At 39.2% G+C, this 25,809-nt stretch carries 27 protein-coding genes and 4 pseudogenes; 29 read left to right on the plus strand and 2 right to left on the minus strand.

Annotated features, from left to right (window positions below; translation table 11 throughout):
• Positions 1–70: 70 nt before the first annotated feature.
• Positions 71–541: a hypothetical protein gene (locus tag BM157_RS13110; protein ID WP_318255965.1), complete on the minus strand. Its 471-nt coding sequence runs from the start codon at positions 539–541 to the stop codon at positions 71–73.
• 188 nt (positions 542–729) lie between these two features.
• Between BM157_RS13110 and BM157_RS11430 the strand changes: the two genes are divergently transcribed.
• From BM157_RS11430 to BM157_RS11530, 21 genes and pseudogenes are all read left to right on the plus strand, one after another.
• The gene (locus BM157_RS11430) at positions 730–3,243 is read left to right on the plus strand and encodes a hypothetical protein (RefSeq protein ID WP_090141231.1); all 2,514 of its coding nucleotides are present in this window, start codon (positions 730–732) and stop codon (positions 3,241–3,243) included.
• A gap of 188 nt (positions 3,244–3,431) precedes the next feature.
• Positions 3,432–4,724, plus strand: a complete 1,293-nt coding sequence (locus tag BM157_RS11435) for an MATE family efflux transporter (protein WP_318255966.1) — start codon at positions 3,432–3,434, stop codon at positions 4,722–4,724.
• A 54-nt stretch (positions 4,725–4,778) separates the two neighbouring features.
• Positions 4,779–4,871 (plus strand): annotated as a pseudogene (locus tag BM157_RS11440) (desulfoferrodoxin family protein); the annotation flags it as partial.
• A gap of 169 nt (positions 4,872–5,040) precedes the next feature.
• Positions 5,041–5,948 (plus strand): annotated as a pseudogene (locus tag BM157_RS11445) (hydrolase); the annotation flags it as partial.
• Positions 5,949–6,404: 456 nt separating this feature from the next.
• Positions 6,405–6,503 (plus strand): annotated as a pseudogene (locus tag BM157_RS13300) (DUF6674 family protein); the annotation flags it as partial.
• Between the two features lie 226 nt (positions 6,504–6,729).
• Entirely contained in the window at positions 6,730–7,464 is a 735-nt protein-coding gene (locus tag BM157_RS11460; protein ID WP_090141235.1) for an ATP-binding cassette domain-containing protein, read from the plus strand.
• A 41-nt stretch (positions 7,465–7,505) separates the two neighbouring features.
• The gene (locus BM157_RS11465; protein WP_090141237.1) at positions 7,506–8,852 is read left to right on the plus strand and encodes an MATE family efflux transporter; all 1,347 of its coding nucleotides are present in this window, start codon (positions 7,506–7,508) and stop codon (positions 8,850–8,852) included.
• Between the two features lie 131 nt (positions 8,853–8,983).
• Complete coding sequence (locus BM157_RS13305) at positions 8,984–9,295, plus strand: methyltransferase family protein (RefSeq protein ID WP_456361697.1); 312 nt, start codon at positions 8,984–8,986, stop codon at positions 9,293–9,295.
• Between the two features lie 7 nt (positions 9,296–9,302).
• A complete protein-coding gene (locus BM157_RS11475; protein ID WP_055176698.1) occupies positions 9,303–9,680 on the plus strand; it encodes an SdpI family protein in 378 nt (125 codons plus the stop codon).
• A gap of 274 nt (positions 9,681–9,954) precedes the next feature.
• On the plus strand, positions 9,955–10,710 hold the full coding sequence (locus tag BM157_RS11480; protein WP_090141241.1) for an N-acetyltransferase: 756 nt from the start codon (positions 9,955–9,957) through the stop codon (positions 10,708–10,710).
• 81 nt (positions 10,711–10,791) lie between these two features.
• Positions 10,792–11,199: a helix-turn-helix domain-containing protein gene (locus tag BM157_RS11485; protein ID WP_090141243.1), complete on the plus strand. Its 408-nt coding sequence runs from the start codon at positions 10,792–10,794 to the stop codon at positions 11,197–11,199.
• A gap of 231 nt (positions 11,200–11,430) precedes the next feature.
• The gene (locus BM157_RS11490; protein WP_055176472.1) at positions 11,431–12,144 is read left to right on the plus strand and encodes a lantibiotic protection ABC transporter ATP-binding protein; all 714 of its coding nucleotides are present in this window, start codon (positions 11,431–11,433) and stop codon (positions 12,142–12,144) included.
• Positions 12,137–12,868 carry a lantibiotic immunity ABC transporter MutE/EpiE family permease subunit gene (locus tag BM157_RS11495; RefSeq protein WP_090141244.1) on the plus strand — a complete coding sequence of 244 codons (732 nt, stop codon included), beginning with the start codon at positions 12,137–12,139 and terminating at the stop codon, positions 12,866–12,868. The genes BM157_RS11490 and BM157_RS11495 overlap by 8 nt, the downstream gene beginning before the upstream one ends.
• A 1-nt stretch (position 12,869) precedes the next feature.
• Complete coding sequence (locus BM157_RS11500) at positions 12,870–13,610, plus strand: lantibiotic immunity ABC transporter MutG family permease subunit (protein ID WP_055040007.1); 741 nt, start codon at positions 12,870–12,872, stop codon at positions 13,608–13,610.
• Positions 13,611–13,624: 14 nt separating this feature from the next.
• Positions 13,625–14,287, plus strand: coding sequence for a response regulator transcription factor (locus BM157_RS11505; RefSeq protein WP_090141246.1), 663 nt, complete (start codon positions 13,625–13,627; stop codon positions 14,285–14,287).
• On the plus strand, positions 14,275–15,651 hold the full coding sequence (locus BM157_RS11510; RefSeq protein WP_090141248.1) for a sensor histidine kinase: 1,377 nt from the start codon (positions 14,275–14,277) through the stop codon (positions 15,649–15,651). The genes BM157_RS11505 and BM157_RS11510 overlap by 13 nt, the downstream gene beginning before the upstream one ends.
• Before the next feature lie 29 nt (positions 15,652–15,680).
• On the plus strand, positions 15,681–15,845 hold the full coding sequence (locus BM157_RS13115) for a hypothetical protein (RefSeq protein ID WP_156331056.1): 165 nt from the start codon (positions 15,681–15,683) through the stop codon (positions 15,843–15,845).
• A gap of 88 nt (positions 15,846–15,933) precedes the next feature.
• Positions 15,934–16,515 carry a methyltransferase family protein gene (locus BM157_RS11515; protein ID WP_055176460.1) on the plus strand — a complete coding sequence of 194 codons (582 nt, stop codon included), beginning with the start codon at positions 15,934–15,936 and terminating at the stop codon, positions 16,513–16,515.
• 643 nt (positions 16,516–17,158) lie between these two features.
• Positions 17,159–17,740: a TetR/AcrR family transcriptional regulator gene (locus BM157_RS11520; RefSeq protein WP_008373078.1), complete on the plus strand. Its 582-nt coding sequence runs from the start codon at positions 17,159–17,161 to the stop codon at positions 17,738–17,740.
• Complete coding sequence (locus BM157_RS11525; protein ID WP_090141250.1) at positions 17,733–18,425, plus strand: ABC transporter ATP-binding protein; 693 nt, start codon at positions 17,733–17,735, stop codon at positions 18,423–18,425. Before BM157_RS11520 ends, BM157_RS11525 begins: the two co-directional genes overlap by 8 nt.
• Before the next feature lie 4 nt (positions 18,426–18,429).
• On the plus strand, positions 18,430–19,578 hold the full coding sequence (locus BM157_RS11530; RefSeq protein WP_090141252.1) for an FtsX-like permease family protein: 1,149 nt from the start codon (positions 18,430–18,432) through the stop codon (positions 19,576–19,578).
• Here BM157_RS11530 and BM157_RS11535 read toward each other — a convergent pair.
• Positions 19,565–19,852: a DUF6061 family protein gene (locus BM157_RS11535; protein ID WP_318255969.1), complete on the minus strand. Its 288-nt coding sequence runs from the start codon at positions 19,850–19,852 to the stop codon at positions 19,565–19,567. The two genes, BM157_RS11530 and BM157_RS11535, sit on opposite strands and share 14 nt — an antisense overlap.
• 483 nt (positions 19,853–20,335) lie before the next feature.
• On the opposite strand from BM157_RS11535, the gene BM157_RS11540 reads away from it, so the two are divergent.
• The 8 genes and pseudogenes from BM157_RS11540 to BM157_RS11575 form a co-directional block, all read left to right on the plus strand.
• The gene (locus tag BM157_RS11540; RefSeq protein WP_171029228.1) at positions 20,336–21,091 is read left to right on the plus strand and encodes a DUF6033 family protein; all 756 of its coding nucleotides are present in this window, start codon (positions 20,336–20,338) and stop codon (positions 21,089–21,091) included.
• Between the two features lie 47 nt (positions 21,092–21,138).
• The gene (locus BM157_RS11545; protein ID WP_008116573.1) at positions 21,139–21,681 is read left to right on the plus strand and encodes a hypothetical protein; all 543 of its coding nucleotides are present in this window, start codon (positions 21,139–21,141) and stop codon (positions 21,679–21,681) included.
• 412 nt (positions 21,682–22,093) lie between these two features.
• The gene (locus BM157_RS11550; protein WP_008116575.1) at positions 22,094–23,308 is read left to right on the plus strand and encodes an ATP-binding protein; all 1,215 of its coding nucleotides are present in this window, start codon (positions 22,094–22,096) and stop codon (positions 23,306–23,308) included.
• A 78-nt stretch (positions 23,309–23,386) separates the two neighbouring features.
• Positions 23,387–23,581 (plus strand): annotated as a pseudogene (locus BM157_RS13310) (LysR family transcriptional regulator); the annotation flags it as partial.
• A 406-nt stretch (positions 23,582–23,987) separates the two neighbouring features.
• The gene (locus tag BM157_RS11560) at positions 23,988–24,176 is read left to right on the plus strand and encodes a hypothetical protein (protein ID WP_207643412.1); all 189 of its coding nucleotides are present in this window, start codon (positions 23,988–23,990) and stop codon (positions 24,174–24,176) included.
• Between the two features lie 104 nt (positions 24,177–24,280).
• Positions 24,281–24,583 (plus strand): DUF2200 family protein, encoded by a 303-nt coding sequence (locus tag BM157_RS11565; protein ID WP_242854155.1) that lies wholly within the window; start codon positions 24,281–24,283, stop codon positions 24,581–24,583.
• A gap of 26 nt (positions 24,584–24,609) precedes the next feature.
• Positions 24,610–25,206, plus strand: a complete 597-nt coding sequence (locus tag BM157_RS11570; protein WP_318255970.1) for a sugar O-acetyltransferase — start codon at positions 24,610–24,612, stop codon at positions 25,204–25,206.
• Positions 25,207–25,330: 124 nt separating this feature from the next.
• Positions 25,331–25,809: flavodoxin family protein (locus BM157_RS11575; protein ID WP_090141254.1), on the plus strand; the 479-nt coding region annotated here is incomplete at its 3' end.

Here is a 25,809-nt window from a genome sequence, read left to right on the forward strand (position 1 = left end):
CCTCATTCATACAATAATTATTTAACACCAATGGAGGCTCGTTACAGGTAGGTATTTATCGAACAAAGTGTTACAAAAAAGCTTGACCACAACACCCTTTTTGTTTAGGCTTTTTGACTTCTTTAGACTTAACAGGGCGGACATGAGGGTTAAGGTTATCTGAATCAGAATCCCAGAGGCGGTTCAGAAAATCATAAAAGGTACCAACACCAGGAGTATCACCAACCTCAAAACCATTAAGAATGGCATAGAGAGGGTTTATTTTAAGCTGTGCAGCCCAGTCTGTCAGTGAAGTGACCTTGAAATCAATAGATAACAGGTAAGAACGTTGCATGCAGGAAGGAGTTCTTGGTCTTGGACCGAAGACAGAATATCGGCTACGCATCAGTTCATCAGTATAAGACAGATCGAGGTTCCAGAAATGGTCAATGATGTCCCATGTAGAACGGGAAAGAGCATCAGGATTCGGATAATATTTACGAAGATTTTCAACAACAAAATTTTGGTAGGTGGAATGACCACCAGTGTTAACAGGTAACAAAAAAATCGCCTCCAATCGAAAATATGACTTATAAATAAGGGCGCGAAGCGCCGCATTTTTCGATGGATTTGTCAAGAGGATTTGACAAAAAAAGTGGGGGATTTTAATAAAAAAGGAATCTGAAAGCCTTGAAATTACTGGCTTAGAGATTCCGAGAGATTATTACTATGACAAGGAGAAACTAAAAGTTGGACATCATCTGGAAGGAACAGGGTTTTATATATAATGAAGAATACAGGGAACTGAATGAACAAACGCTTTTGCTGGATGGCAGACTTTCCCGGGAGGAGGCAGCTGCGCATCCTCATGTCTACTGTGATATTCAGGAGGCTTTTGCCGGTCGTGAACTTTCGGAAGGGAGTCTGGAAAATCCCACTATCATGTACATTGTTCCAAATGTCTATTGGATTGATGACCCTCTGGCAACAGATACCCTGCAAAAAAAAGAAGGGGATAGAGCTCCCTTCGGTATGCATGTAAACAGCAGATCTTTAAAAATAGTAGGATTATCCGAAAAGCCGGAAAACATAGTGATTGCAGGCAACAGAGGGCAGTCCAATGCCTGCAACGGAAATTATACTCTGTTTAGTTTTCAGGTGGAGGAATTGTTCCTTGCCAATCTGACGCTGGGAAACTATTGTTGTATAGATTTAGTCTATCCGACGAATCCGGCACTGAATCAGCAAAAGAGAACGGAGTCTGTTACCCAGGCACAGCTTGCTTTTCAGGAAGGAGAAAAACTCTGTGCCGACAATTGCCGTTTTGTGAGTCGGTTAAATCTGGTCCCCGTTTGTGGGGCAAAACGCGCATTGTATCGGAATTGTCATTTTGAGAGCACAGATGATGCTTTAAACGGAAACGCAGTGTATGTAGGCTGCGATTTTGATTTTTACGGTAATCGGCCCATTTATCAGGCAACAGGAACGGGAGCTGTGTTTATTGACTGCATTTTCCGTAGCAGGATTAAGACTCTGGGAACGGAGGCAGAACAGTATCTTACCAAGGAGGGCGGTCAGATCGCTTTGATTGATTGTTGCTATGAAACAGCGGAAAACGTGCCTGTGAGAGTTGACTGGACGAAATATCCATTGCCCTCTCTAAAATGTTATCAGTACGGAGTTGTTCAAAACGGAAAGCCGGTCATACTTGGAGGCGGTGGCAGCGAAGAAACGGTACAGCTTCAGGGTAAGAAAGCGCTGGAAGCCTATGTTTTCGAATATGAGGCAAAGAGATATATCAATATTGAAAATCTGCTTGGGGGAAGTGAGGGCTGGAATCCTCTGGGAGAGCCGGAAATTTCGAAAAAAGCCGGGAAGCTGCGAATTCCGACTTTTATGCAGTTGCAGACAGACAGGGAAAAAATTGTCTACGGAGAAGATGCTATTCATGTTACCGCGAAGGTATTCCTCTTTTCCGGAGAGGAATGTCGGGAGAGGGTTGACTTTCGATTGGAGAAAAGATATACAGTTTATGCAGAACTGATTCCGGAAACGGAGCATTCCTGTCGAATTGAAAATCGCAATCACAGTGAGCAGGAAAAGCAGCTTGTGGTTCATGCGTGTACGGAGAGCGGTCTGGAGGCTGCGGTTGCCATTTCTGTGGAACCCTGCCTCTTTCCAGCACCGAAACTGACAGGAGAACCTGTAATGAAGATGGAAAGAGAAATGGGATGTGTGACTCTTTCCTATGCTCTGTCTTCAAAGGAACGCACGGATGCGTCGGAGATTTCCTGGTACAGGTGTGATACCGCAGCGGGAGAGGGTGCGGTACTCTGCGCTGTGACCAAAAGAAGCAATCCGCTTCAATGCTATCGTTTGACAGCGGCTGATATCGGAAAATATATAAAGGCAGTCATCATTCCCAGACTTTCGGGAAGTTTGCCGGGAATTGCAAAAGAGGTTATGACATCTTTTCCTGTGACGGAAGACGAAGTGGATGAGAAGTATTTATTTACAGATTTCTCTGAATTACCGGATGAAAATCAGCCGGAATTAAGAAGGGGAAGCTGGACTTTGGATTGTGCAAGACCGGTCGACATAGAGATTAACTCGTCCACCTTTGGCAGTTGGGAGATGGATAGCAGTATTCCGGCCTGGCAATATGGGGAGACAGGCAATGGAAGCAAGGGTGTGGGGTTCTATCAGAATACCCAGGGCGCCAGACTTCGGTTTGCTCCCGTCTTAAAACAGTATGGTGATATGAGCCTGACGGTAAAGGCTGACCCTGCAAAGACGGCGGGGCAGGGGTTTGGCAGTACAGGACAATACATGGATTTTGGAATCAAGTTTGAGGTAGAAAAGTTGACAGGATATGCTTTGCGGGTAATCCGCGTAAAAGAAGCTTCTGATGCAGTAGCAATGGCGCTGGTAGAATACAGAGAAGGAAAGAGCAGCTATCTGACTGCATTACAGTTGGTTTCCTGTTATCTCACCGGCTTTTGTGTAACTGTCAGATTGGAAGGAAAAACGCTGATTGCTACGGCTGAATGTGATACACCTCAGCCTGCTTATCAGATGGAAAAAGGCTATGCACATGAGGTACGGTTGGAGTCGGAGGTGTCGGTAAATCCAGAGGGCGGAATTTTGATCTGGCATACGGGAACACCGGGAACGGGCGGCTGGCAGAACACGACTATGCTCCATAGTATAGAAGTGGAATGGGAAACAGATAACAAGAATTCTTTAACTCCCATCATCAAATGACCATTCTGATTTTTCATGAATTGTTGTAGCTTTCATACGGAAAATCCTATATAATTGTGAGCAGGAACAATGAATTGAATGAAGAAATATGACAAATTAGGGTTTTACAGTAGAAAATAGATTCTATAATTTTAAAAGGAAGTGTGATTGACATAAATACAACAAAAGGGATGACGGAAGGTAATTGCATGAAACTGATTGTTCAGTTTTTTCTTCCGATTCTGGCAGGTAATTTTTTTCAACAGTTTTATAATTTTATAGATTCGGTTATTGTTGGAAAGGGAATAGGAGATGCAGCATTAGCGGCTGTGGGAAATACCGGTTCCGTGCATTTCTTTATCCTTGGATTTATGATTGGACTTACAGGAGGGCTTGGAATTTATATTTCACAATCCTTTGGAGCACAGGATTATGGAAAAATGAGACAGGAAACAGCTATGTCAGTGCTGATTTGTCTTGGAATCGGTGTTGTTGTTACAATACTTAGTCTGTTAGCAATGAGACCTTTATTCACTTTTCTGAATACACCGCAGGACATGATGAAGGATACGATCAGTTATTTTAGAATCATTCTGATAGGCAGTACGGTAACAGTATGCAACAATTTTGCCATGACATTGTTGCGATGTGTGGGAAATAGCAGAGTTCCGCTCATTGCAATGATTCTTTCTTCCATTATAAATGTCATATTGGATGTTTTGTTTGTATTTCCGGGGAAAATGGGAGTATCCGGTGCAGCGTTGGCAACTGTTTTGGCACAGGTGTGCTCCTTGCTGTACTGTTATATTTATATACGCAGAATAAAAGAGTTAGAATTTACGGCAACAGACTGGAAAGTCAGAATACATATTGTAAAATATCTTATGCTTAAGGGCATACCGGTAGCAGTCATGAATTCTGTCACATCATTTGGAGGAATGATCTTACAATATTTCGTGAATGCCATGGGAACTCTTTATGTTGCGGCATATGCAGCCTGTATGAAATTATGCAGCCTTTTTGAACAGGCGGGAGGAGCAGTAGGACTTGCGATACTTACTTTCACAGGTCAGAATTACGGTGCAAATAAGATAAAAAGAATTAGAAGAGGAGTATGGGATGGCATCTTACTGTCTACGTTAATCAATATTCCTATATGCCTTGTACAGCTTATCATTCCGGAGATACTGACAAGGCTTATGTTAAATAATCCGATTGTTATATCTTATACCAGAGAATTCCTTTTCGTCACAGGAATTGCCATTTTCCCTTTGGGATGGCTTTTTGTCACCAGAAGTGCATGTCAGGGATTGGGTAAAACATTTGTACCAATGCTTTCCGGAGTACTTGAGGTTGGAATGCGTGTGGTTACAGGCTTCCTACTGGTACCCCGGATGGGATTTCAGGGAGTGGTCATTGCAGAAGTATCTGCATGGTGTGGGGCAGCAGTGATGCTATGTGTTACATACAATATATATATAAAACGGCTGTACCAAATGTAATTGATGGTTCGGCATTCCTTGGAATTATACTATATGGGATTTTGGAAGGATACAGATAAACCAAGAGCAGAGTTTAAACTTGCGGATGGAGAAGAATTTGTGGCAGCCTATGAGTACTGCAATTTACATGGGTTATGGAAGAAATAAGATATAGCAAATAGAGGTACAAATTTCAGTTTCATGTTGCTTTTAATAATTGAATATTGAATGATTTTACATAGCCGTTAAGGAGTAATTTTTGCTCCCTAGCGGCTTATTTTATTTTTCAAAGTAGGAGGTGAGAAAATTGAAAATTAGAAAGGTTGATGACAAGCCGATGATCATTCACACCAAGGAGAAAGCCAAGATTCATGCCCACGAACTAAAGGGTGCCAAGATTAAAGGCAGCAACATCTATACAGTAGAAAGAGGTCCTAAGACTATCGGTGCAAAGGTATCTGATGATAAAAAGAAGTCTTATCGCAAGAGTACCATTCATCAGTCAGAGTCGAAGAATAAGGGACTATCAAGCTTCAAGCGAAACCTTAAAGAATCCAACACGTCTATCAAGACCAAGAACACCAATCTTCACATAGCAGGAAGAACAGGTGCACTTGCAGCTGGAGCTGTAACAGAGCAGGTGGAAGGAGGACAGGAGGTATCGCAGGCAGCATATCTTGCATATGAAGCAAGCCGCCCTGTTACCGGAATTGCTTCTAAGGGTGCAGCACTTTTCAGGAAAAAGGCGGCAGCCGAGGCAAAGAAGCGTATCAAGAAGGTAGAGGCAGGAAAGAAGCTGGCAAAAAAGACAGCAAAGAAAGCTGCCAAAGACACTGCCAAGACTGTAGCTAAAGAGACAGCAAAAGAAACCGCCAAAACAACTGCCAAGGTTGCAACGAAAACTGCGACAAAGGCAGCTGCTACAGCGGCAGGGACAGCGGTTGCACCGGGAGCAGGCACGGCAATCGGCATGGCAGCCGGATATACGGCAGGTGTGTCCATAGAGGTCAAGGATGAAAAGATGACCAACCGGAGCAGGAAGATAAAATTCTTCCTGGATAAGATGAAAGCACAGGAGAATCAGACAGTGTGGCGAAGCTGGTAAAGGATCTGATTGTGCGAAAAGCGATTACCTGGGTAAAGGCAGCTGCACCGATTATCGGATTGGTGCTGTTGTTACTTGTTCTTGTAGTTGCCATGATTGCGGTTCCGGTTATAGCGGTGATAGTGTATGCGATTTGTTATTGGGGTTTGTTGACTTGTTTTCGCTGATGCTGATATTTCTTCCGCTGTATCCGAAGCCGGTCAATGGATATATCTATTCAGTAAACCTCTTTGTCTATAGGGCTCAGTATAATTGCTGTCTTGTTTTTGGCTATGGCGAGAGAGCCGTATGCGATAACCGTAACATTCCTGTTATTGCTTATCAAAGGCATTTTGCTTTATAAGCAAGCTAAGGCAGGTTGAGAAGTTTGTAAGATCTCTTTCTATTACCATTCCGGCTAAATAAGAGGATGAAATCTACAAATTATATCTAACAGATATATATTATATCGAGATAATAGAGACGTTATTATGAACAGCTAGTCATTGACGTGATGATCAAATGAGGTCTTCCGTTAATCGGTCAATGGGTATATATTCGCATTAACCGAATCGGTCAACGGAGGCAGTTTATGAATGAAAAATTTTATGCTTTAGGAGCTGCATTTGGACGCTTCGATTGATAAGCTGGATAATCTTGCAATGAATGTGCAGATAGATAAGGAAAAGCGTATGGAGAATATGAAGAGTGAGGAGTAGAATGTACCTGTCAGGGCAGAAGCAGAGCCGGAGAGAGTCAACGCAGAGATTGTGTATGCTCTTATGGTTGCATCTTGGTTCATATATTATGCATCTTGGTATTGTTTATATAGACAAATAGATAAATATACGATAAAACTAAAACAGATACATAAAATCTTTATCTATATTGTTGCTTCTGCCGTTAAAAATGGTAGAGCAGATTGAGAAAAAGGAGAATGAAATGGGATCAGATATCATAAAAATAAGTCATCTAACCAAGAACTTCTGTGATGTAAAAGCTGTTAATGACTTAAATTTCAAGGTTAAAAGGGGAGAGCTGTTTGCTTTCCTTGGCGTTAATGGAGCCGGAAAAACAACCACATTAAAGTCTGTTGTGGGAATTTTGCAGTTTGACCAAGCAGGATGGTACTGTACTGTTGCTGGTTACGATTATGTTGTGTGGTCTTACATCAATGGATATCATGACAGCACCTTCGATTTCTTTGGAGGGAAAAGTCTGTGGATTGCACAGTCTCTTCCTGTGACACCATGGCAGGTTCTTCGTGCAAAACTGGACATGCAGCTTATTTTAAATGGGATACCGGTGATGCTTTGCATGATTTGTACGGCAGTAGTCTGCCCAATTAAAATCGGACAGTTTATAATGATGATCCTGCAGGTACTGTCATTCGTGTTTGTAATGGCAGTATTTGGTTTATTTATGGGCGTGATAAAGCCAGTGCTTACCTGGACCAATGAGCTTACACCGATAAAGCAGAGTGCTTCTGTGATGGTTACAATGTTTGGTGGATTCGGATATACAGCACTTCTGTTTATTGGATATATGGTGCTTCCTGGTTATACATTGGGATACATTTGCTATATAGGGATTTTTATAGCGGCAAATGTTGTGGCTGGTCTGACATTGTATATTTGGCTGAGAACAAAAGGCTGTGATAGATTTGTGGAACTTTGATTTTTGCATTGTGCAAAAAAAGAAACGAAAGTAGGAGAATTATGAAATCAAGTAATAAACAGTACGGAAAGAGGCTGCTTATATTAGCATTTCCAATCATCATGAACAATATTATAGCGCAGCTTCAGATGATTATTGACAGAATATTTTTGGGACATGCCAACGATTTGTATATGAGTGCTTTGGGAAATGTTTCATCACCCGTATGGACAACCATGTCATTTTGCAATTCCCTTGTAATGGGAGCTTCCATACTGATAAGTCAGAGTGTAGGTGCCAAAAAGCGGGAAGATATTGGAGAATACGCCGGAGCAATGTTGAAGTATAACAATATTATTCCGATTTTTCTGTGTTTTTTCTGGATGATATTTCCAAAACCGGTATTTATGATTCTGGGGGTATCAGATAATGTTATGCCATTGTGCTTAGGATATGTAAGATGGTATGCACCATTATTTTTACTTACAGGACTTGGCGGATCGCTCGGAGTTATCCTGCAGACATCAAATTATACAAAACCGCTTGTGGTGTACGGGTGCGTTCGTTCGGGACTCAATATATTTTTAGATTGGATGTTGATTTTTGGTAATTTAGGAATGCCTGCTCTAGGAATTGAGGGGGCAGCAATTGCAACTGTAATTGCTGAATATGTTGGAGCAATATATATATCCATTATATTTTTTACCAGTAAAAGGCTTCCTACAAGACCAAGCTGGAATGATGTGAAAAAAGGACATTTCCAAAGCTACCTGAATGCTGCAAAGCTTGGAATTAACATTGCATTAGAGGATTTTGCATGGAATATAGGAAATCTGATTTTAATTCGAATTCTCAATTCAATAAATGAATATGCGGCAGGTATTTATACGATTATATTTGGAGTAGAAGTACTTGCAGTTGTTATTATTGGTGCAATCGGAAGTGGTACTATGACACTGACTTCGGAAGCAACTGGCAGAAAAGATCTTGCACAGTATAAAGGAATTACATTATGCGCTTATGCTGTCTGTACAATCGTAACTGTGGTAATGATTGTTGGAGCAGTGTTGTTCCCGGAACAGATTTTATCATTGTTTACTAGTGATAAAACAGTTATTGCCAGTTGTGGAGGCTATTTGCTGCTGATTGGTATAAATCTGTTCTCGAAATCCGGAAATATTATTATCGGAAATGCCATTCGTGGAAGCGGAAATACAAAGTGGATGTTGTTTACTCAGATTTTTGGAACGATTTGGATCGTAAGTGTAGCATCGGTCTTAGTATTTATTTGTAAATTGGGAATCTTTGGAGTGGTTCTGGCAGTTATATTGGATGAAGGTGTCAGGGCGCTGATTAATTTGGGGAAATATTTAAGAATTGTGAAGAAGTGGGGAGAATGGAATGGTTAATTTAAAAGTGATTAACGAAGACAATTGTTGCAATATATAACTTAGATGTCACCTTTAATGAGGGGGTGTGTAACAAATATATGCCTGCAAATGCAAGATTTACAGGATTTTGTATAGGAATGCTAGGTGACATGATATTTCTGGTTTCAGTACTATGTATGAAAGATAGCTGGCGGGCAGGAATCCCGGACAAAGACAGAACCAAACTTGTTACGACCGGAATTTATTGTTATAGTCGGAATCCGGCTTTTTTAGGTTTTGACTTTATGTATGTAGGACTGCTGTTGATGTATTTCAATTTGTCAATGTTTGTAGTATCTGCATTTGCTATTATCATGCTGCATTTGCAGATACTACAGGAAGAGCGGTATCTGACAGAGAATTATGGAGAGTCATATAGAGAGTATCGGAAACCTGTTTTTCGTTATTTGGGAAGGAGATAGATTAGATATGTGGTTTTGGTGGTTCATTTTGATATGTGATTGTATTATTCCGGTGCTTATGATAATTGCGGGGAGAATGATGTGGAAACATTGTCCTAAGAAAATCAATGGAATTGTGGGATACAGAACAAAGATGTCAATGAAAAATATGGATACATGGAAATTTGCACACGACTATGCAGGAAAACTCTGGTGGAAAGTTGGTATTGGTATGCTAGGACCTACATTGTTAATGCATATTCCTTTCTATGGAGCAAGTGACGATACAATGGGAATATTAAGTATTATTATCCTAGTAATACAACTAGCATTTTTGTTTGGGACGATTTTCAAAACAGAAAAGGCATTAAAAAACAATTTCCATGAGGATGGAACAAGGCAATAAGGGGCTTCTGCCGGAGCAGGGATACAGGCAGCCCCAGGCTTTGTGAAGTACATTGTTTATACATTATCAGGAATCGGCGCACAGTGGTTCAGTCAGATGTTGTTTGTTATTTCTTTGTTTCTTCTGTTAGTGTGCTGATAGAGAAAATTCTGGTTGTACGTTATTTGATTTTGGGGATAAGCATTGAATAGGAATGAAATAGAATACAAAATGACGGAAAGATTATTAGTAACAGCAGTATTTTTAAACTTTAAGAATGAGTAGGAGGAAATCCATGGAATATATAAGAGTGACGAAAGAAAATATTGAAAAAGAGCATATCTGCTGTGCGATTTCAAGCAACAAGGATATACAGGTAATATCAAAGAAAAACTGGCTGAAAGAGCGATTTGATGATGGATTGGTATTTCTCAAGAGTATAGAGCGTGGAAAATGCTTTATCGAGTATATTCCGGCAGAAAATGCATGGAATCCAATCATGGCAGAGGGTTATATGTATATTGATTGTTTTTGGGTGGCTGGTTCTTTCAAAGGCAATGGTTATTCGACTGATTTACTGAATGCCTGTATAGAAGACAGCAAAGCAAAGGGGAAAAAGGGAATCTGTATCCTGTCAGCCGCCAAGAAAAAGCCTTTTCTGGCAGACCCGAAGTTCCTGAAATATAAGGACTTTACAGTCTGTGATGAAGCAGATAATGGTATTCAGCTCTGGTATCTGCCTTTTTCTTTGGATGCGGCTAAGCCTGAATTTAAGGAGTGTGCGAAGCATCCACACATTGAGCAGGCAGGCTATGTATTGTACTATACCGATCAATGTCCGTTTAATGCAAAATATGTTCCGATGCTTCTTGAAGTTGCCAAGGAAAGAGAGGTTCCGTTTCAGGCAATCAGACTGGAAACGAAAGAAGAAGCGCAGAATGCTCCGACACCGGTTACAACCTATGCATTGTTTTATAACGGAGAATATGTCACGAATGAGCAGATGAATGATAAAAGATTTATAAAGCTTCTGGATGGGATGGAAAAATAAATGAGCAAATTCGAACTCTACTCTCCGTAGGTTGAGGATATTCATATGCTGAAATAGAATGGTGTCATGGAGGTAACGAACATGAATCAGTATGTAACAGGTGCAGTTATAAAGAGACTGCGTGAGGAAAAAAACATGACACAACAGCAACTGGCAGATAAGTTGTCAGTCAGTGCAAAGACAATTTCCAAATGGGAAACAGCGAAAGGATATCCGGATATCACACTATTAGAATCCATTGCCAATGCATTATCGGTGTCGGTGACAGAGCTTATTTCCGGTAATACAATAGTTAATTCCAATGTATCAGCCAATATGCTGCGTTCACATTTCTATGTGTGTCCGGTGTGTGGAAATATCGTTCACAGCATGGGAGAAACAGTAATTCAGTGTCATGGATTGCAGCTACAGCAGGAAGAAGCTGAGGAGACAGACGAACATCATAAAATCTTCGTAGAACAGGTGGAAGATGAATATTATGTGCAATAGTTTGGATGAAATCACGGAGATATTCTGTAAATTAGGACTTCGTATTTGTAACAGCTTTGCTGATTTCAGTGGAAAGCCGAGTTCTGATAATGATATTCAATTGATGGTTTATTCCATACGAGAATAAAAATAGAGTAGACGAATTATTTAGCAATCTTCATCAAATCTTTATTTTTTTCTGTTAGGTTATATTTCAGTAAGAAATGAAATATGGAAGGAAGGATAGTAAAGATGGAAATGATGTTGCAGACACAAAATTTATGTAAATATTTTAGAAAGCAGAAAGCGGTAAATAATGTTTCACTTAATATAGAAAAGGGACAGATTTATGGACTGCTTGGACCGAATGGCGCTGGTAAATCTACCACATTGAAAATGCTGACCGGTATGATGAAACCCACTGCAGGAAAGATTTACTTTGATGGAAAACTTTGGGATAGGAAAGATTTATCAAAAATAGGAGCGTTAATTGAGAATCCGCCTATTTATGAAAATCTTTCCGCCAGAGAGAATTTGAAGGTAAGACAATTATTGCTTGGTACAGATGAAAACAGAATTGATGAGGTCTTGCAGATTGTATCACTTACAAACACCGGAAAGAAGAAAGCAGGACAGTTTTCTTTGGGGATGAAGCAAAGACTAGGCATTGCAATGGCATTGCTTGGAGAACCGGAACTTTTGATATTGGATGAACCTACGAATGGATTAGATCCAATAGGCATCGAGGAATTACGAGAGCTGATTAGGTCTTTTCCGGAACAGGGAATCACTGTAATTCTCTCCAGTCATATTCTCTCGGAGGTACAGTTACTTGCAGATAAAGTCGGGATTATTTCAGGTGGAATCTTAGGATACGAAGGAGCATTAAAGCAGGGAGATAATCTTGAAGATTTGTTTATGAATGTGGTAAGAAAAAACCAGAAAGCAGGTGAAATCCATGGTTAATATTATAAAAGCAGAACATCAAAAAGCCAAAAGAACCATGCGAAAAAAGTTTATCTGGGGATTTCCTCTTCTTACATTTGTCATGGCATTTATATTTACTCTTGGGATGACAAATGCTTATGCAGAAAGTGTTTGGAACTGGTGGTATACACTTTTGCTGCCGGGGATGATTGCTCTATTTTGTTATCTTTCTGTGGCGCAGGAGAAAAAGATAAAATACTATCATTTAATGACTATTCCCACAGACAGAAGAAAATTGTTGCTGGGGAAAATTATTTATATTGGGTACATGATTTTGTTTTCTAATGTGATTGTGTTTGCAGGAGCAACGCTTGGAGGCTTTCTTCTAACGACACATGTTCCAGTGAAAGGAGCGTTGATTGCAGTATTGTTTCTGACGGTTTCTGAGTTATGGGAGATTCCGGTAGCTTTATTTTTAAGCGAACGATTTGGAATGATTGTAAACCTGTTCGTCTGCCTATTTATTACCGTCAGCGGTGTGCTAATATCACAAACCAGAATCTGGTATGTACTTGTTTCTGCAATCCCTATGCGAATGATGTGCCCGTTGCTTCATGTTTTACCAAATGGACTTGCCGCAGAAGCAGGGAATCCTTTTTTGGATACGGGAGTCATTGTTCCGGGAATGTGTCTCTCAATCATCTGGTTTGTTTTTGTAACGGTTCTGTTTTTGAAATGGTTTGAGAGAAGAGAGGTGAAATAAGATGATTGGAAGATCTCTTAATGCAGACTTGCGAAAGATGAAAGGAACATCTGTGATTCTGGCACACTTACTGATTCCGATTATAACCAGCGTTATATTTTTAATATATTACTTTTTTTCACCATGGAATGAAAATATGAAAGTGATTGCATTTTATCAGGCAATAGGAGCAGGACTTCCGGTACTTATTGGAATTTTTACAGCAAGTGTGATGGAACAGGAACAAAATGCAGGTAATTTTCAAAATCTGTTGTCTTTACCAGATAAACCTGCAGCATTTTTATCGAAACTGTTGATGCTACTGGTTTTGTGTCTGTGCTCTATCCTATTGACAGCAATCATATTCGGAATTGGATTTGGAAGAATCGCATCAAGCGATATCGAAATCATGAAAGGATGTATATTTGCAGCATTGCTGCTGTGGGGAAGCAGTGTTCCACTTTATCTGTGGCAGCTGATTCTGGCTTTTCAGTTTGGAAAAGGGGTATCCATTGGAGCAGGGATTATATCAGGACTAATTAGTGCATTGATGCTTACCGGACTTGGAGATTATGTGTGGAAATATGTATTTGTCTGCTGGACGGGTAGAGTACCATATACTTATCTGCAATCTGTATTGGGAGAAACTAGTGTAGGTGAATGGTTGTCATTCATACCAGGTTGCTTAATATTTACAGGGATTAGTATGGTATACTATTTTTGGTGGGTAAACCACTGGGAAGGAAACAGAATATCGGAATAGAATCGAGGGAAACTATGGCAAAAATACTGGCAGTTGATGATGAACCGGCAATTTTGGAAATGATAGAAAGCATTTTGAATAAGGATGGACATCTGGTTACCAAAGTAAGTAATCCACTAAAAATTAATATGGAAGAATTACATCGTTATGACCTGATTTTACTGGACATTATGATGCCTGGAATTGATGGCTTCGAATTATGCAAAAGAATTAGGAGACTTGTGGATTGTCCGATTTTGTTTCTTACGGCAAAAACGGAGGAAAACAGTCTGGTAAACGGACTTTCTTTAGGAGCAGATGATTATATTTCAAAGCCATTTGGAGTGATGGAACTTCGGGCAAGGATCAACGCGCATCTACGGAGAGAGCACAGGGAACATTCTGTCCGGATGGTTTTAGGGAGAGTCTGCATTCAGATGTCTCAAAAGAAACTATTGGTTGATGATAAAGAACTTCCTCTTACGAAAGCGGAGTACGAAATTTGTGAATTCCTGGCTAAAAACAGGGGACAGGTTTTCTCGAAAGAACAGATTTTAGAAGAGGTCTTTGGTTTTGACAATGAGAGTAATGACAGTACTATAATCACGCATATCAAAAATATAAGAGCAAAATTTGCGGATTATGATTATATGCCGATAAAAACAGTCTGGGGGATTGGATATAAATGGGAAGAGTAAAGAGAAGCAATGCACTCAGCAGGATTTTTATGAGATATGTACTGGTCATGCTTGGATCATTAGTAGGTTTGGTGATTGTTGCTTGGCTGCTGCTGTGCCTTTTGATTAGTGTGGGCTGTATTTATCCGGCAAATTATGCAGAGCAAAAGATTAATGAAGCATATGATACGATTCTACGTGCAGATAAAGTGACTGCTGAGATGATTCCCTCACCTTGTGATTATGTAATCTTTTCAGAGAATGGAGAGAAAATAGGTGGAGATCTGTCAGAGCAATACGAACAGATAGCATGGAATGTTGCAAAGCACGGAAACGCATCCGGGAAATATTTTTATAAAGTAATTGCAAGGGAAAATGAATATGTTGTATTGCAATATCGCCTGACACCTCAATATCATTCAGCTTTTTTGAGGGAGCATTTTATAGGACCACAGAATGTGATGAGTATTATGTCTGTGATTGGAGCGATAGCGATTATCATCATTCCGTCCATACGTTTTGGAAAAAGAATCAAAAAGCAGATGCAGCCTGTATTAGACGCAATCGGACAAATAAAGGATCAAAATCTGGAATATGAGACATCCTGTTCCGGTATCAAAGAGTTTGATGACTGTTTATCGGCAATCGATGATATGCGAGATGCATTGCGAGAATCTTTAGAAAAGCAGTGGAAAACAGAGCAGGAAAAGAAACAGCAGATGTCTGCTTTGGCGCATGATATTAAAACACCTCTTACGATTGTACGGGGAAATGCAGAACTACTTTCAGAGACTGAACTGACCACAGAACAGAAGAAAAATATCACTTATGTTTTGAACGGCACAACACAGATACAAAGTTATGTAAAACAGTTGATAGATGTCACAAAATCATGGAATTGCAGTGATGTTACCTATACAACGGTGAGGTTAGAAGATTTTTTCGCAGATATAAAGGAACAGGCACTCGGACTGGTAGAAATCTATCACCAGAAGATAGATTGGAAGGCGGAACAAAGTGATAAAAAGGTAACAATTGCTTATGATCCAATGTTCCGGGCCGTAATGAATGTGATTCAGAATGCAGTGGAGCATACAAAAGAAAATGGAATCATTTATATTGACGCAAAGGAGCAGGATGACCGGCTGACATTCATTGTGGAGGATAGCGGATCAGGATTTACAAAAGAAGCATTATTGCATGGCACAGAGCAGTTTTTTATGGATGACACAAGTAGAAATGGCAAAGCCCATTATGGGATTGGGCTATTTTTTGCAAAAACTGTGGCTGAAAAATATGGCGGAGGGATTAAACTTTCAAATTCTGAAAATACAGGTGGGGCGAGGGTAGAAATATTTTTCCTGAGTAGTCAGAAAACACGCTAAATAGAACGCAATTAAGCTATGTAAAAGAAATGGAAGATACTATCACAAACCGAATGCTTCACTGGTCTTATACACCTGAACAGAAAGAGAAAGTGAAGAAGGCACTTGCCGCAGGAGTTGCTAAGTCAACGATTCTTACTTACTTCTATCCGGAGGTTACTGTGGAGAGGATGAGTTTATATCGGAAGAAGTAGTAAATGTTATCGCATAGACACAGGATTATGTTATACTGTGTCTATGCGACATTAAAGAAACTTACAAATCGTTGTTTGGAGGTACACGATGATAATAAAAATTGTTACACTTTCACTGATGGCAGTGTTTTACATCTGCTATTTTGCAAAGCTGATTAGTCAGAAAAAGCAAGGCATAAATACAGACCAATTAGGAAAAGGAAAAGAGGGATTTGTCAAATTTATAGAAGTAGCTCTTAAAATAATCACATATTTGCTTCCTGTAATACAGATTATCAGTATTGTGTTTTGTTCGGGAACAGCACATATTGTGTTGCAATTTACAGGAGTTGTAATAACAATGTTCGGTGTACTTGCTTTTATTGTTTCTGTTACACAGATGAAGGAGAATTGGAGAGCAGGTGTGCAAAAAGAAGAAAAGACCAATTTGGTAACAACGGGCATCTATTCTATTAGCAGAAATCCTGCATTTTTGGGTTTTGATTTAATGTATATAGGAATATTGTTTTCGTTCTTTAATTGGTTCCTTTGCTTTGCCACAGGTTTTGCAGTGGTATTTTTTCATTTACAGATAGTCAATGTAGAGGAAGATTTTTTGATAAAAGCATTCGGAAATGAGTACCTGCAATACAAATCAAAAGTATGCCGATATTTAGGAAGAAAAAGATAACTTCAAGTTTGCAGAAATATCTGGCTGACTTTCCCCGTTTTACAGGTATTCCAGCCTGTTCATTAGTGAAATGATATGTATTTTCCCTTATTTTTGCCCTTATGAGATAATTGTAAGGGAAATAAGGGACTTTTTTTAGTCGTTGCCTGCCACTTTATCAAGCAGCTTTGCAGATTCCCGCTTGGCTTTTCTTGTGGAGTGAGCATAGACATTCATTGTGGTAAGATGGTATGTGAAGGGATGGCGGGAAGCAAGAGGATATTATTAAAAATCCGATTATAAACACACAATTTTATATATGTGCTTAATCACACCTCTTTGAGTTTTAATAAAATCCTCCAAAATCCTTGAAAACAAAGGATTCATTGTAATGTATTCGCTTTATCCCTTTATATGATTTCACACTATGTTTCCCTTGTCCTGACTGCTCATAATGGCAAAAGCAAGGGCTGGAAAATCGAATAACACAATACAACAAAGTGTGGCAATTGGGACATTGCGAACGAAGAAATCATCTTTGTATAAGCAGTCAATAAGGCTGAAGGAATTAATCTCAGCCGCTTTATTGACTTTCAGGGTGGCTGCAATTATAATTAAAGCAACTGATTTAAAACAAGCGATTTAGAAAAAGGAGCGATAAAGTATGCCACCAAAAGCAAAATTTACAAAAGCAGAAATTATTGAAGCTGCATTAAATATTGTCAGGGCAGACGGATATGAGGCTTTGACTTCAAGAGCGTTAGGAACATACCTCGGCAGTTCGGCAAGACCCATTTTTACTGTATTTAAAAATATGGAGGAGGTTCAGCAGGATATGATTAAATCTGCTAAAGCTCTGTATAAAGAATATGTCAATAAAGGACTAACAACAGAGCCCCCGTTTAAAGGGGTGGGTACACAATATATTCTCTTCGCTGTTAATGAGCCTAAGCTTTTTCAGCTACTCTTTATGACGGAGCAAAAACAAATTCCTGACTTATCTGGTGTACTTCCGCTGATAGATGAAAGTTATGAGCAAATTCTATTGTCAATTCAAGATGATTATAAAATTTGCAAGGCAGCTGGGAAAAAACTGTATCATCATCTTTGGATATATACACACGGAATTGCAACGCTTTGTGCCACAAAAATGTGCCGATTTACAGACGAAGAAATCAGTACAATGATTACTGAGGTATGTATGAGTATTTTGAAAAAGCTGAAGGAAGGAGAAAATAATGATTAAAGCGAGAAATATAATAAAATCGTACCAAAACGGAGAAAGCCGATTCCAAGTATTAAAGGACATCAGTCTTGATATTGAGGATAATGATTTTGTGGTTATTCTCGGCGCATCTGGTTCTGGCAAGTCAACATTTTTGAATGTAATTTCAGGTCTTGAACGCCCTGACAGCGGTAAAGTGTTTTATGACGGAAAGGATATTATAGCACTTTCTGATAATGAATTAACTTCATTTCGTAAGGAAAATGTCGGATTTATTTTTCAGCAGTATTATTTGCTACCCAATATGAGCGTTGATAAAAATGTAAAAATGGGTGCTGATTTAGCAAATAATAAAGATTATAAAAACGTCATTAGAGCGGTTGGACTCGGAGAAAAACTACATAAATATCCCAGCGAACTTTCGGGTGGCGAACAGCAAAGAGTATCTATTGCAAGAGCTTTGGCAAAAAGACCGAGAGTATTATTTCTTGACGAACCGACAGGAGCATTAGACGAACAAACAGGACGACAGGTTCTTGATTATATATGTAAACTTCAAAAGGAATATGGTTTTACGATTGTAATGGTAACGCACAATTTGAATATTGCGGAAATGGCAAACACAGTTATAAAAATGAATAGCGGAAAAATATCTGAAATTTACACAAATGAAGCACAAAAGACTGCTTATGAGATAGGGTGGTGATGGTATGCTCGTTGGAATAAAAAATGTTTCAAAACTCATCGGTATTTCCATTATAGCCTGTTGTGCTGTTCTTGTTTGTACAATGTTTCTGAACTTTTATTTTGATGTTCGATTAATTGAGAGTGAAATTACATCTGAATTATCAATGTTTTTTTATAATGCTCAGGTTTCTACCGCAAAAGTCGTTTGCCTTGTAAGTGGAGGATGCTTGCTTTTAACTGCGATTGTTATGTTGTTGTTTTATATTAAGCATTATATTGACACGCATAAGAAGGAACTTGGGATATTAAAGGCGTTGGGATATTCAAATATCAAAATTGCAAAAAGCTTTTGGGTATTCGGAATTAGTATATTTATTGGAACTGTAACCGGATATGCAGGAGCATTTCTTATAATGCCGTGGTTTTACGCTCTACAAAATGAAGATAAAATGCTTCCTGAGATAACTATCAATTTTCATCCAAGCATTTTATTTTATTTTGTGGTATTGCCGACTGTGTGTTTTTCGGCACTTTCAGTTTATTATGCCTGGTACAAATTCAAAAAACCTGTGTTGCTGCTTTTGAAAGATAATATGCAAACTGCTTCTAAAATACCAAATCATAGAATTGAAAAAAGCAGTGAATTGTCGTTTGTAGAGTATTTGAAAAGGAATACCTTGAAATCTAAAAAGGCACTTGTATTCTTCATTATTTTTGCTTCGTTTTGCTTTTCAGCTATGACACAAATGTCGTTTAGTATGAAAGATTTATCAAGTGAAATGATGGGTGTGATGATGTTGGTCATCGGACTTGTATTAGCGTTTACAACTCTGTTTCTTGCTATAACTACAGTAATAAACGGAAATACAAAAACTATTGCTATGATGAGAGTATTCGGCTATTCACAGAAAGAATGTTGCAGGGCAATTTTAGGAGGATACAGACCGCTGTCCTATATTGGTTTTATAATCGGAACAGTATATCAGTATGGATTGCTTCGGCTTATGGTGGATATTGTATTTAAGGATGTCGAGGGTGTACCTACGTATAAATTTGACTTTCCTACTATGCTTATTTCTCTTGCTTGTTTTATCACGATTTATGAAATTATGATGTATATATATTCTGAAAAAATTAAGAAGATTTCTATCAAGGAAATTATGATTGAGTAACAGGGGAAAATACATACAAACAAAATGGATACAGTGCCCTGTCTGGTGCAATATCTTCCGCATCTACCCACATTTGCATCGTTCCATCAAGATACAATCTTGCATATTCAAGTGGTTCATCAATAGCAAGTGCATTTAATGCACAATCTGATCCAGGTGTTGTTTTTAAATTTTTTTCTGCTTCCCAGCAGTCAATGCGGAGCATATAGCCAGCACTTGTATATACATCAATGCTGTTTTTGTGTGGATTGTATTCTGCAAATATCGTTCTCATCGTATCAAATCTCCTTATCGTTCAATCAATCATTTGTTAAAAAAATAGAAGCATTTCAATCAGTTCACCATGTCGTTTTAATTTTGTGTTATACTGTTTTATAGGATTTTCTTGACCTTGTATTTGCCCTTATCAGAGTTCGTAAACACTGGTGGGACAATATAATACAAGGGAAACAATAAGGGAAAGCTCACCTGCGATAAACTTAGTGTTTTCAAGGGATTGAGAGATATTTGATAATAAAATATAACAGTTATTAAATTCCTTGGAATACATGAAATTTCAATTCATATTTAGGTGGTTTGTCAATAGCAATAATATTTAATGCATAATCTGATTTAAGAGTGAATTTCAAATTTTAGATTTTCAATAATCATGGGATAAAAATAACAGGGAGGATTATAGTTTTCGGAATAAAGCCGATATATAATATTAGAAACAATAAATAATAAAGAACGGATTCAGAGAAGGAGGACAAAGGATATGTCAATGAATGTGAATACAACGGGTACTGTTTATGGAAGTTATCAGAATACCTACAAGGCAGGTACAGTAGATAAGAAAAAAGAAACAGCGAAAACAACAGAAAATGATAAGGTCAAGAAAAATGTGACAGAAAGTATAGCCGAAAAAAATCTAAGTAAAGAGGCACAAAAAATGCTTAAAGATATGCGTGGCTCAAGAACAGATATGGACTTTATGGTTGCAGATTTTGAAAATGGTGATAATGCTAAAGATATTTTAGCACAAAGTGATAAAGAGTTTACGGTTATTTTCTCAAAGGAAGAAATGGAGAAGATGGCATCCGATCCCAAATATTATGCTGAAAAGATGCATAGTATTGAAGGTGCTTTGCGTATGTCGGATGAAATCAATGCTCAGTTTGGATTTGAAAGAGCATTTGGTAAGACAAACGGAATAGAAAACAGTGCAGATACTGATACAAAAATAACAAAGTTTGGTATTTCTTTTAATAGTGATGGAACTACAACATTCTTTGCTCAATTAGAAAAAACATCAGCTAGTCAGAAAGAATATCTTGAAAAAATTCAGGAAAAGAAAGCTGCGGAGAAGAAAGAGGCGAAGAAAAAGGAACAATTAAAGCAAATTGAAGTAAAAAAAGCTACTGTTCAAGCAAATTCAAAAGATGAACTTTTGGATAAAATTAAAAATATTGAATGGAATTCTATCAAACCAGAGGATAATAAAATCGGTGGAAGATTTGATTTTTCAATTTAGTATATTTAGATGGGGATGATTACATAAAGTATGGAGGTAGATTCATTATGAGAAAACGTTTTTTTTCTATTATTGTATGTGTTGTCATGCTTTTTACAATGAATGTCACAGCTTTTGCGGCAGAAACTCAGGAAAATTATTCGGAGACGGAGAAAACAATGACATTTGAAATAACTCCGACAGCATTAACTTCTGGATCATCACGACATTCTGTTGGAATGTTAAATTCCTTTTTTGGAACAAATGATACAGTGGCAACTTCCGCTCTTGGTTCTTTTACAATCAGCAGCACATCTGTTCCGTCAGGCTCCACAATCAGTAAAATAGTGGTTACATCCACAAAAAGTAGTGGAAGTAGTGGAAACATCGAATTATTTGTTGCTAAAGATGAGGATAATGGAGATGGCACATTTGACAGATATACAGACAGCAAAAGTTGGAATAGTTCTCTTACTTTTGCAGATTTTGGCAATTATAATTTAAGCCCTGTTGGAAATTATTATGTTCAATTTGAATCTACAAGGTATTCAACGGGAACTGTTGCAGCAGCAACATTAAAAAATATTTATGTCACAGTATACTATCATTAAAATTTTATAATCCCCATTCTAAACAAGCAAAGATGTTGTTATTCAGTTAGCAGCATCTTTGCTTTTAATTGTATAATTGATATGACTATTGAGTTAGAATGACATTGATAGCGATAGAAAGCTATATATTACAGAAGCAGACTTTGATAAAAAAGCATTTGAGAGATTATATAAATTGAATATTATATAATCAGAGGTATATAGAACATGCACAGAGACACTATATTTCAATATGAAACAATGGTGCCTGACACAATAAAAACGCATAGCCAAACTTCGCTCGGTATAACTGCCTGATTGTGTCGAAATTCGTATTTTATCAATTATATCTGATAAAACTGGATTTGCGGTATTGAAAATCAGTTATAGCCGTGGTACCATATAGACAGTTTCAGAAGGGAGGCTGGTCTACATGATTAAACGAGAAATTTATATGAGCCGTATCCGTCCTTTTATCGGAAATGAGCTGATAAAGGTTCTGACAGGGATTCGCCGTAGTGGAAAATCTGTCATGCTGAGCCTGATCCAAGAGGAACTTGCCCAAAACGGGGTCCAACCAGAACAGTTTATTTCCCTGAATTTTGAGAACATGAGCAATGCACACCTTTGTACGGCTGTTGCATTGCATGATGAAATCCTTCGCAGAACAAAAGAAATCAGCGGCAAGGTTTATCTGTTCTTCGACGAAATCCAAGAGGTGGCTGATTGGGAAAAATGTATCAACTCTTTCCGGGTGGAGCTGGATTGTGATATATACATTACCGGTTCCAACGCCAAGCTGCTTTCCGGTGAGCTTGCCACTTATCTTGCCGGACGGTATGTGGAGTTCGTGATTTACCCGTTTTCATTCAGAGAGTTTATGGAGCTGTATCACACCGTTTACGAAGGTGCAGACGAAAGACAATGCTTTACAAAATATCTGACGCTGGGAGGAATGCCCTATTTGAGCAACCTTCGCTACGACGATGCCGCCAGTCGTCAGTATTTGCGGGACTTGTTCAACTCCGTAGAGCTGAAAGATATTATCAAGCGAAACAATATCCGTGATGTGGATATGCTGGAGAGAATTATTGCTTATATAACTTCCAACATCGGCACTACCTTTTCTTCCACAGCCATTTCCAAGTATCTGAAAAGTGAAGGGCGCTCCGTTTCACCAGAAACGGTACTGAACTACATCAAAGCCTGCACGGACGCATTCCTGTTTTATCAGGTGAAGCGCCAAGACCTCCAGGGAAAGAAAATCCTGACCGTCAACGAGAAATACTATGTTGCAGATCATGGTGTCCGGGAAGCCGTGTACGGTGGCAACATGAAGGACATTAACCTTGTCCTTGAAAATGTTGTCTACATGGAGCTGCTGCGCCGTGGTTATTCTGTGACTGTTGGGAAAGTCTCTGACAAGGAGATTGACTTCGTATGTGAAGATCATGGGAAAAAGCTGTATGTTCAGGTTTCCTATCTACTTGCCTCGGAGGAAACCATCCAGCGTGAGTTTGGGGCGTTTGCCGGTGTTCGTGACAATTTCCCGAAATACGTTGTAACGATGGACGAACTGGATATGAGCCGAGATGGAATCAAACACCGCAATATTCGTGACTTCCTGCTGGCAGAGGAATGGAACTGAAATGTTCTTCTTTCACCAGAAGATATGCAGAAGTTCTTCCAATGCCGAGAATGAAAAAACAATGGTGCCTGACACAATAAATATTATGATATGTCTGTATTTAACCGCTGTATAGAAACCGGGAATGTTCTCTTAATACTGGAATGTTGGCAGGATGTCCACCCGGCGCTTGTCAGTATCCCAGTGAAATGGGAATACAGCTCGCCGTATGGACTTTTGTATGCTCTGAATCCGCCGGATGATGTTATGCAGTTTGAAAACAATGGTGCCTGACACAATAAATATTGTATAAATGTCAATGCTGTTGTGGTACATGTTGTATTCTGCGTAAATGGTATTCATGTTGTGTCTCCTTTAAACCAATAAAAATATAGAAGCATTTCAATCAGTTCACAATGTCACTTTTATTTTGTGTTATACTGTTTTATATAATTTTCTTGTCCTTGTTTTTGCCCTTATCAGAGTTCGTAAACACTGGTGGGACGATATAACGCAAGGGAAACAATAAGGGAAAGCTCACCTGCGATAAACTTTGTGTTTTCAAGGGATTGAGAGATATTTGATAATAAAATATAACAGTTATTAAATCCCTTGGAATATATGAAATCTCAATTCAAGTTTGCAAAACTAACCAAAAATATAAACAGTTCGTAAAATCGGAATTTGTGGAGGTGCTTTTATGGAATTAAAGAGAATTCATCAAGACTTCTCAGTCTGCCAAGTAGAAGATTATTCACTTGTGAATTTTGAGTCTCAATATTGCTTTATTGGAAAGACTGACGAAGAGAAATCACTTGTATGCGCTACAGGCGAAGCTCCAGCCAATGCTGTTCGGTGCGATTGTGGACTGACAACTTCAGTATTTTGAAAACAGGTATAATGTTATCGTCTGGGATGCGTCGGCACACATTCTTTTTTGTCCGGAAGCGTGGTTATACATTGCACATAGACGCACCTGAGGGAGGGACGAAAATGGAAACTGAAAAAGTATATGCTATGCCATTTGCAAAAATATATCCTATACTGGTGGCAAAGGCAGTCGGCAAGGGGCGGACGCAGGCAGAAGTAGATGAAATTATTGGGTGGCTGACGGGTTACAGCGCCCGCGGCGTAAAGCAGGAGGGTATCGAAGAGCCGCTGATGAATGAGATCTGCTATTTGGAAAGGTGGTGGATGAGCTGGCTAAGGGCAAAGCGATGGAGAAGATCAAGCGGACGAACAAATGAGGAAAAGCAGCCTATTACACACCGACAGAGAATGTGGTATAATCCTTAAAAAAACACTGTATGGAAAGGACAAACATGATGAACGCTCTGGATATTATGAAACACCCTGCCGCCTATGTCAGTGGCTATGAAAACACCCCCACGGAGGAACAGTACCGTGCAAAGCAACTGTGTTGGGAGTACAACCGCACCGCTCCCAACGAACAGGAAAAGCGGCGCAGTATCCTGCAGACCCTGCTGGGCACCTGCTCTCCCATGACCGGCATTGAGCCGGATTTCCACTGTGACTATGGCTTCAACATCCATACCCACGGCTTGGCGGTCATCAATTATAACTGTGTCATTCTGGATACCTCTCCGGTAAACATCGGAGCAGGTGCCTTTATTGCCCCCGGCGTATGCCTTGCCTGCTCCGGTCATGCCATCGATCCGGAGCAGCGCAGCCACGGCATTGGCACCTCGTCACCCATTACGCTGGAGGAAAACGTCTGGATCGGCGCAAATTCCACTGTCTGTGGCGGCGTTACCATCGGGGCAGGCTCGGTTATCGGGGCGGGAAGCGTCGTCACTCATGACATTCCCGCCGGTGTCATCGCTGCAGGGGTGCCCTGCAAGGTGATCCGCCCCATTACCGAAAAAGATAAGTTCAAGCCGGAGGATATTCTGTTCTGAGAAATCCAGATCGAAAACTCTGAAAAAAGCACTCCGGGGACATTTTTGTTTTTCGCCATGTTTTTCTGCGGGGAGAAGGCATGGTATACTGAGAGCGACAACTCGGAAGTTGGAGGATACACGCATGAAAATTGTAATCATTAATGGAAGTGCCAGAAAAGGAAATACGCTGGCAGCAATCAATGCATTTATAAAAGGAGCGTCAGAAAAGAATAAAATTGAAATCATTGAACCCGACAAACTCAACATTGCACCATGCAAGGGATGTGGTGTCTGTCAATGCTCTAAGGGATGCGTCGATAAGGATGATACAAATTCTACAATTGATAAAATTGCTGCCGCAGATATGATTCTTTTTGCTACACCAGTTTATTGGTGGGGAATGTCAGCACAATTGAAACTTATCATTGATAAGTGCTACTGCCGTGGATTGCAGTTAAAAAACAAAAAAGTTGGCACAATTGTTGTAGGTGGTTCTCCCGTAGGCAGTATCCAGTATGAGCTGATTGATAAGCAGTTTGACTGTATGGCAAAATATCTTTCATGGGATATGCTTTTCAAAAAATCATATTACGCAACAGCCAGAGATGAACTTGAAAAAAA

It is taken from the genome of [Lactobacillus] rogosae, assembly GCA_900112995.1.
Lineage (GTDB): Bacteria > Bacillota > Clostridia > Lachnospirales > Lachnospiraceae > Lachnospira > Lachnospira rogosae.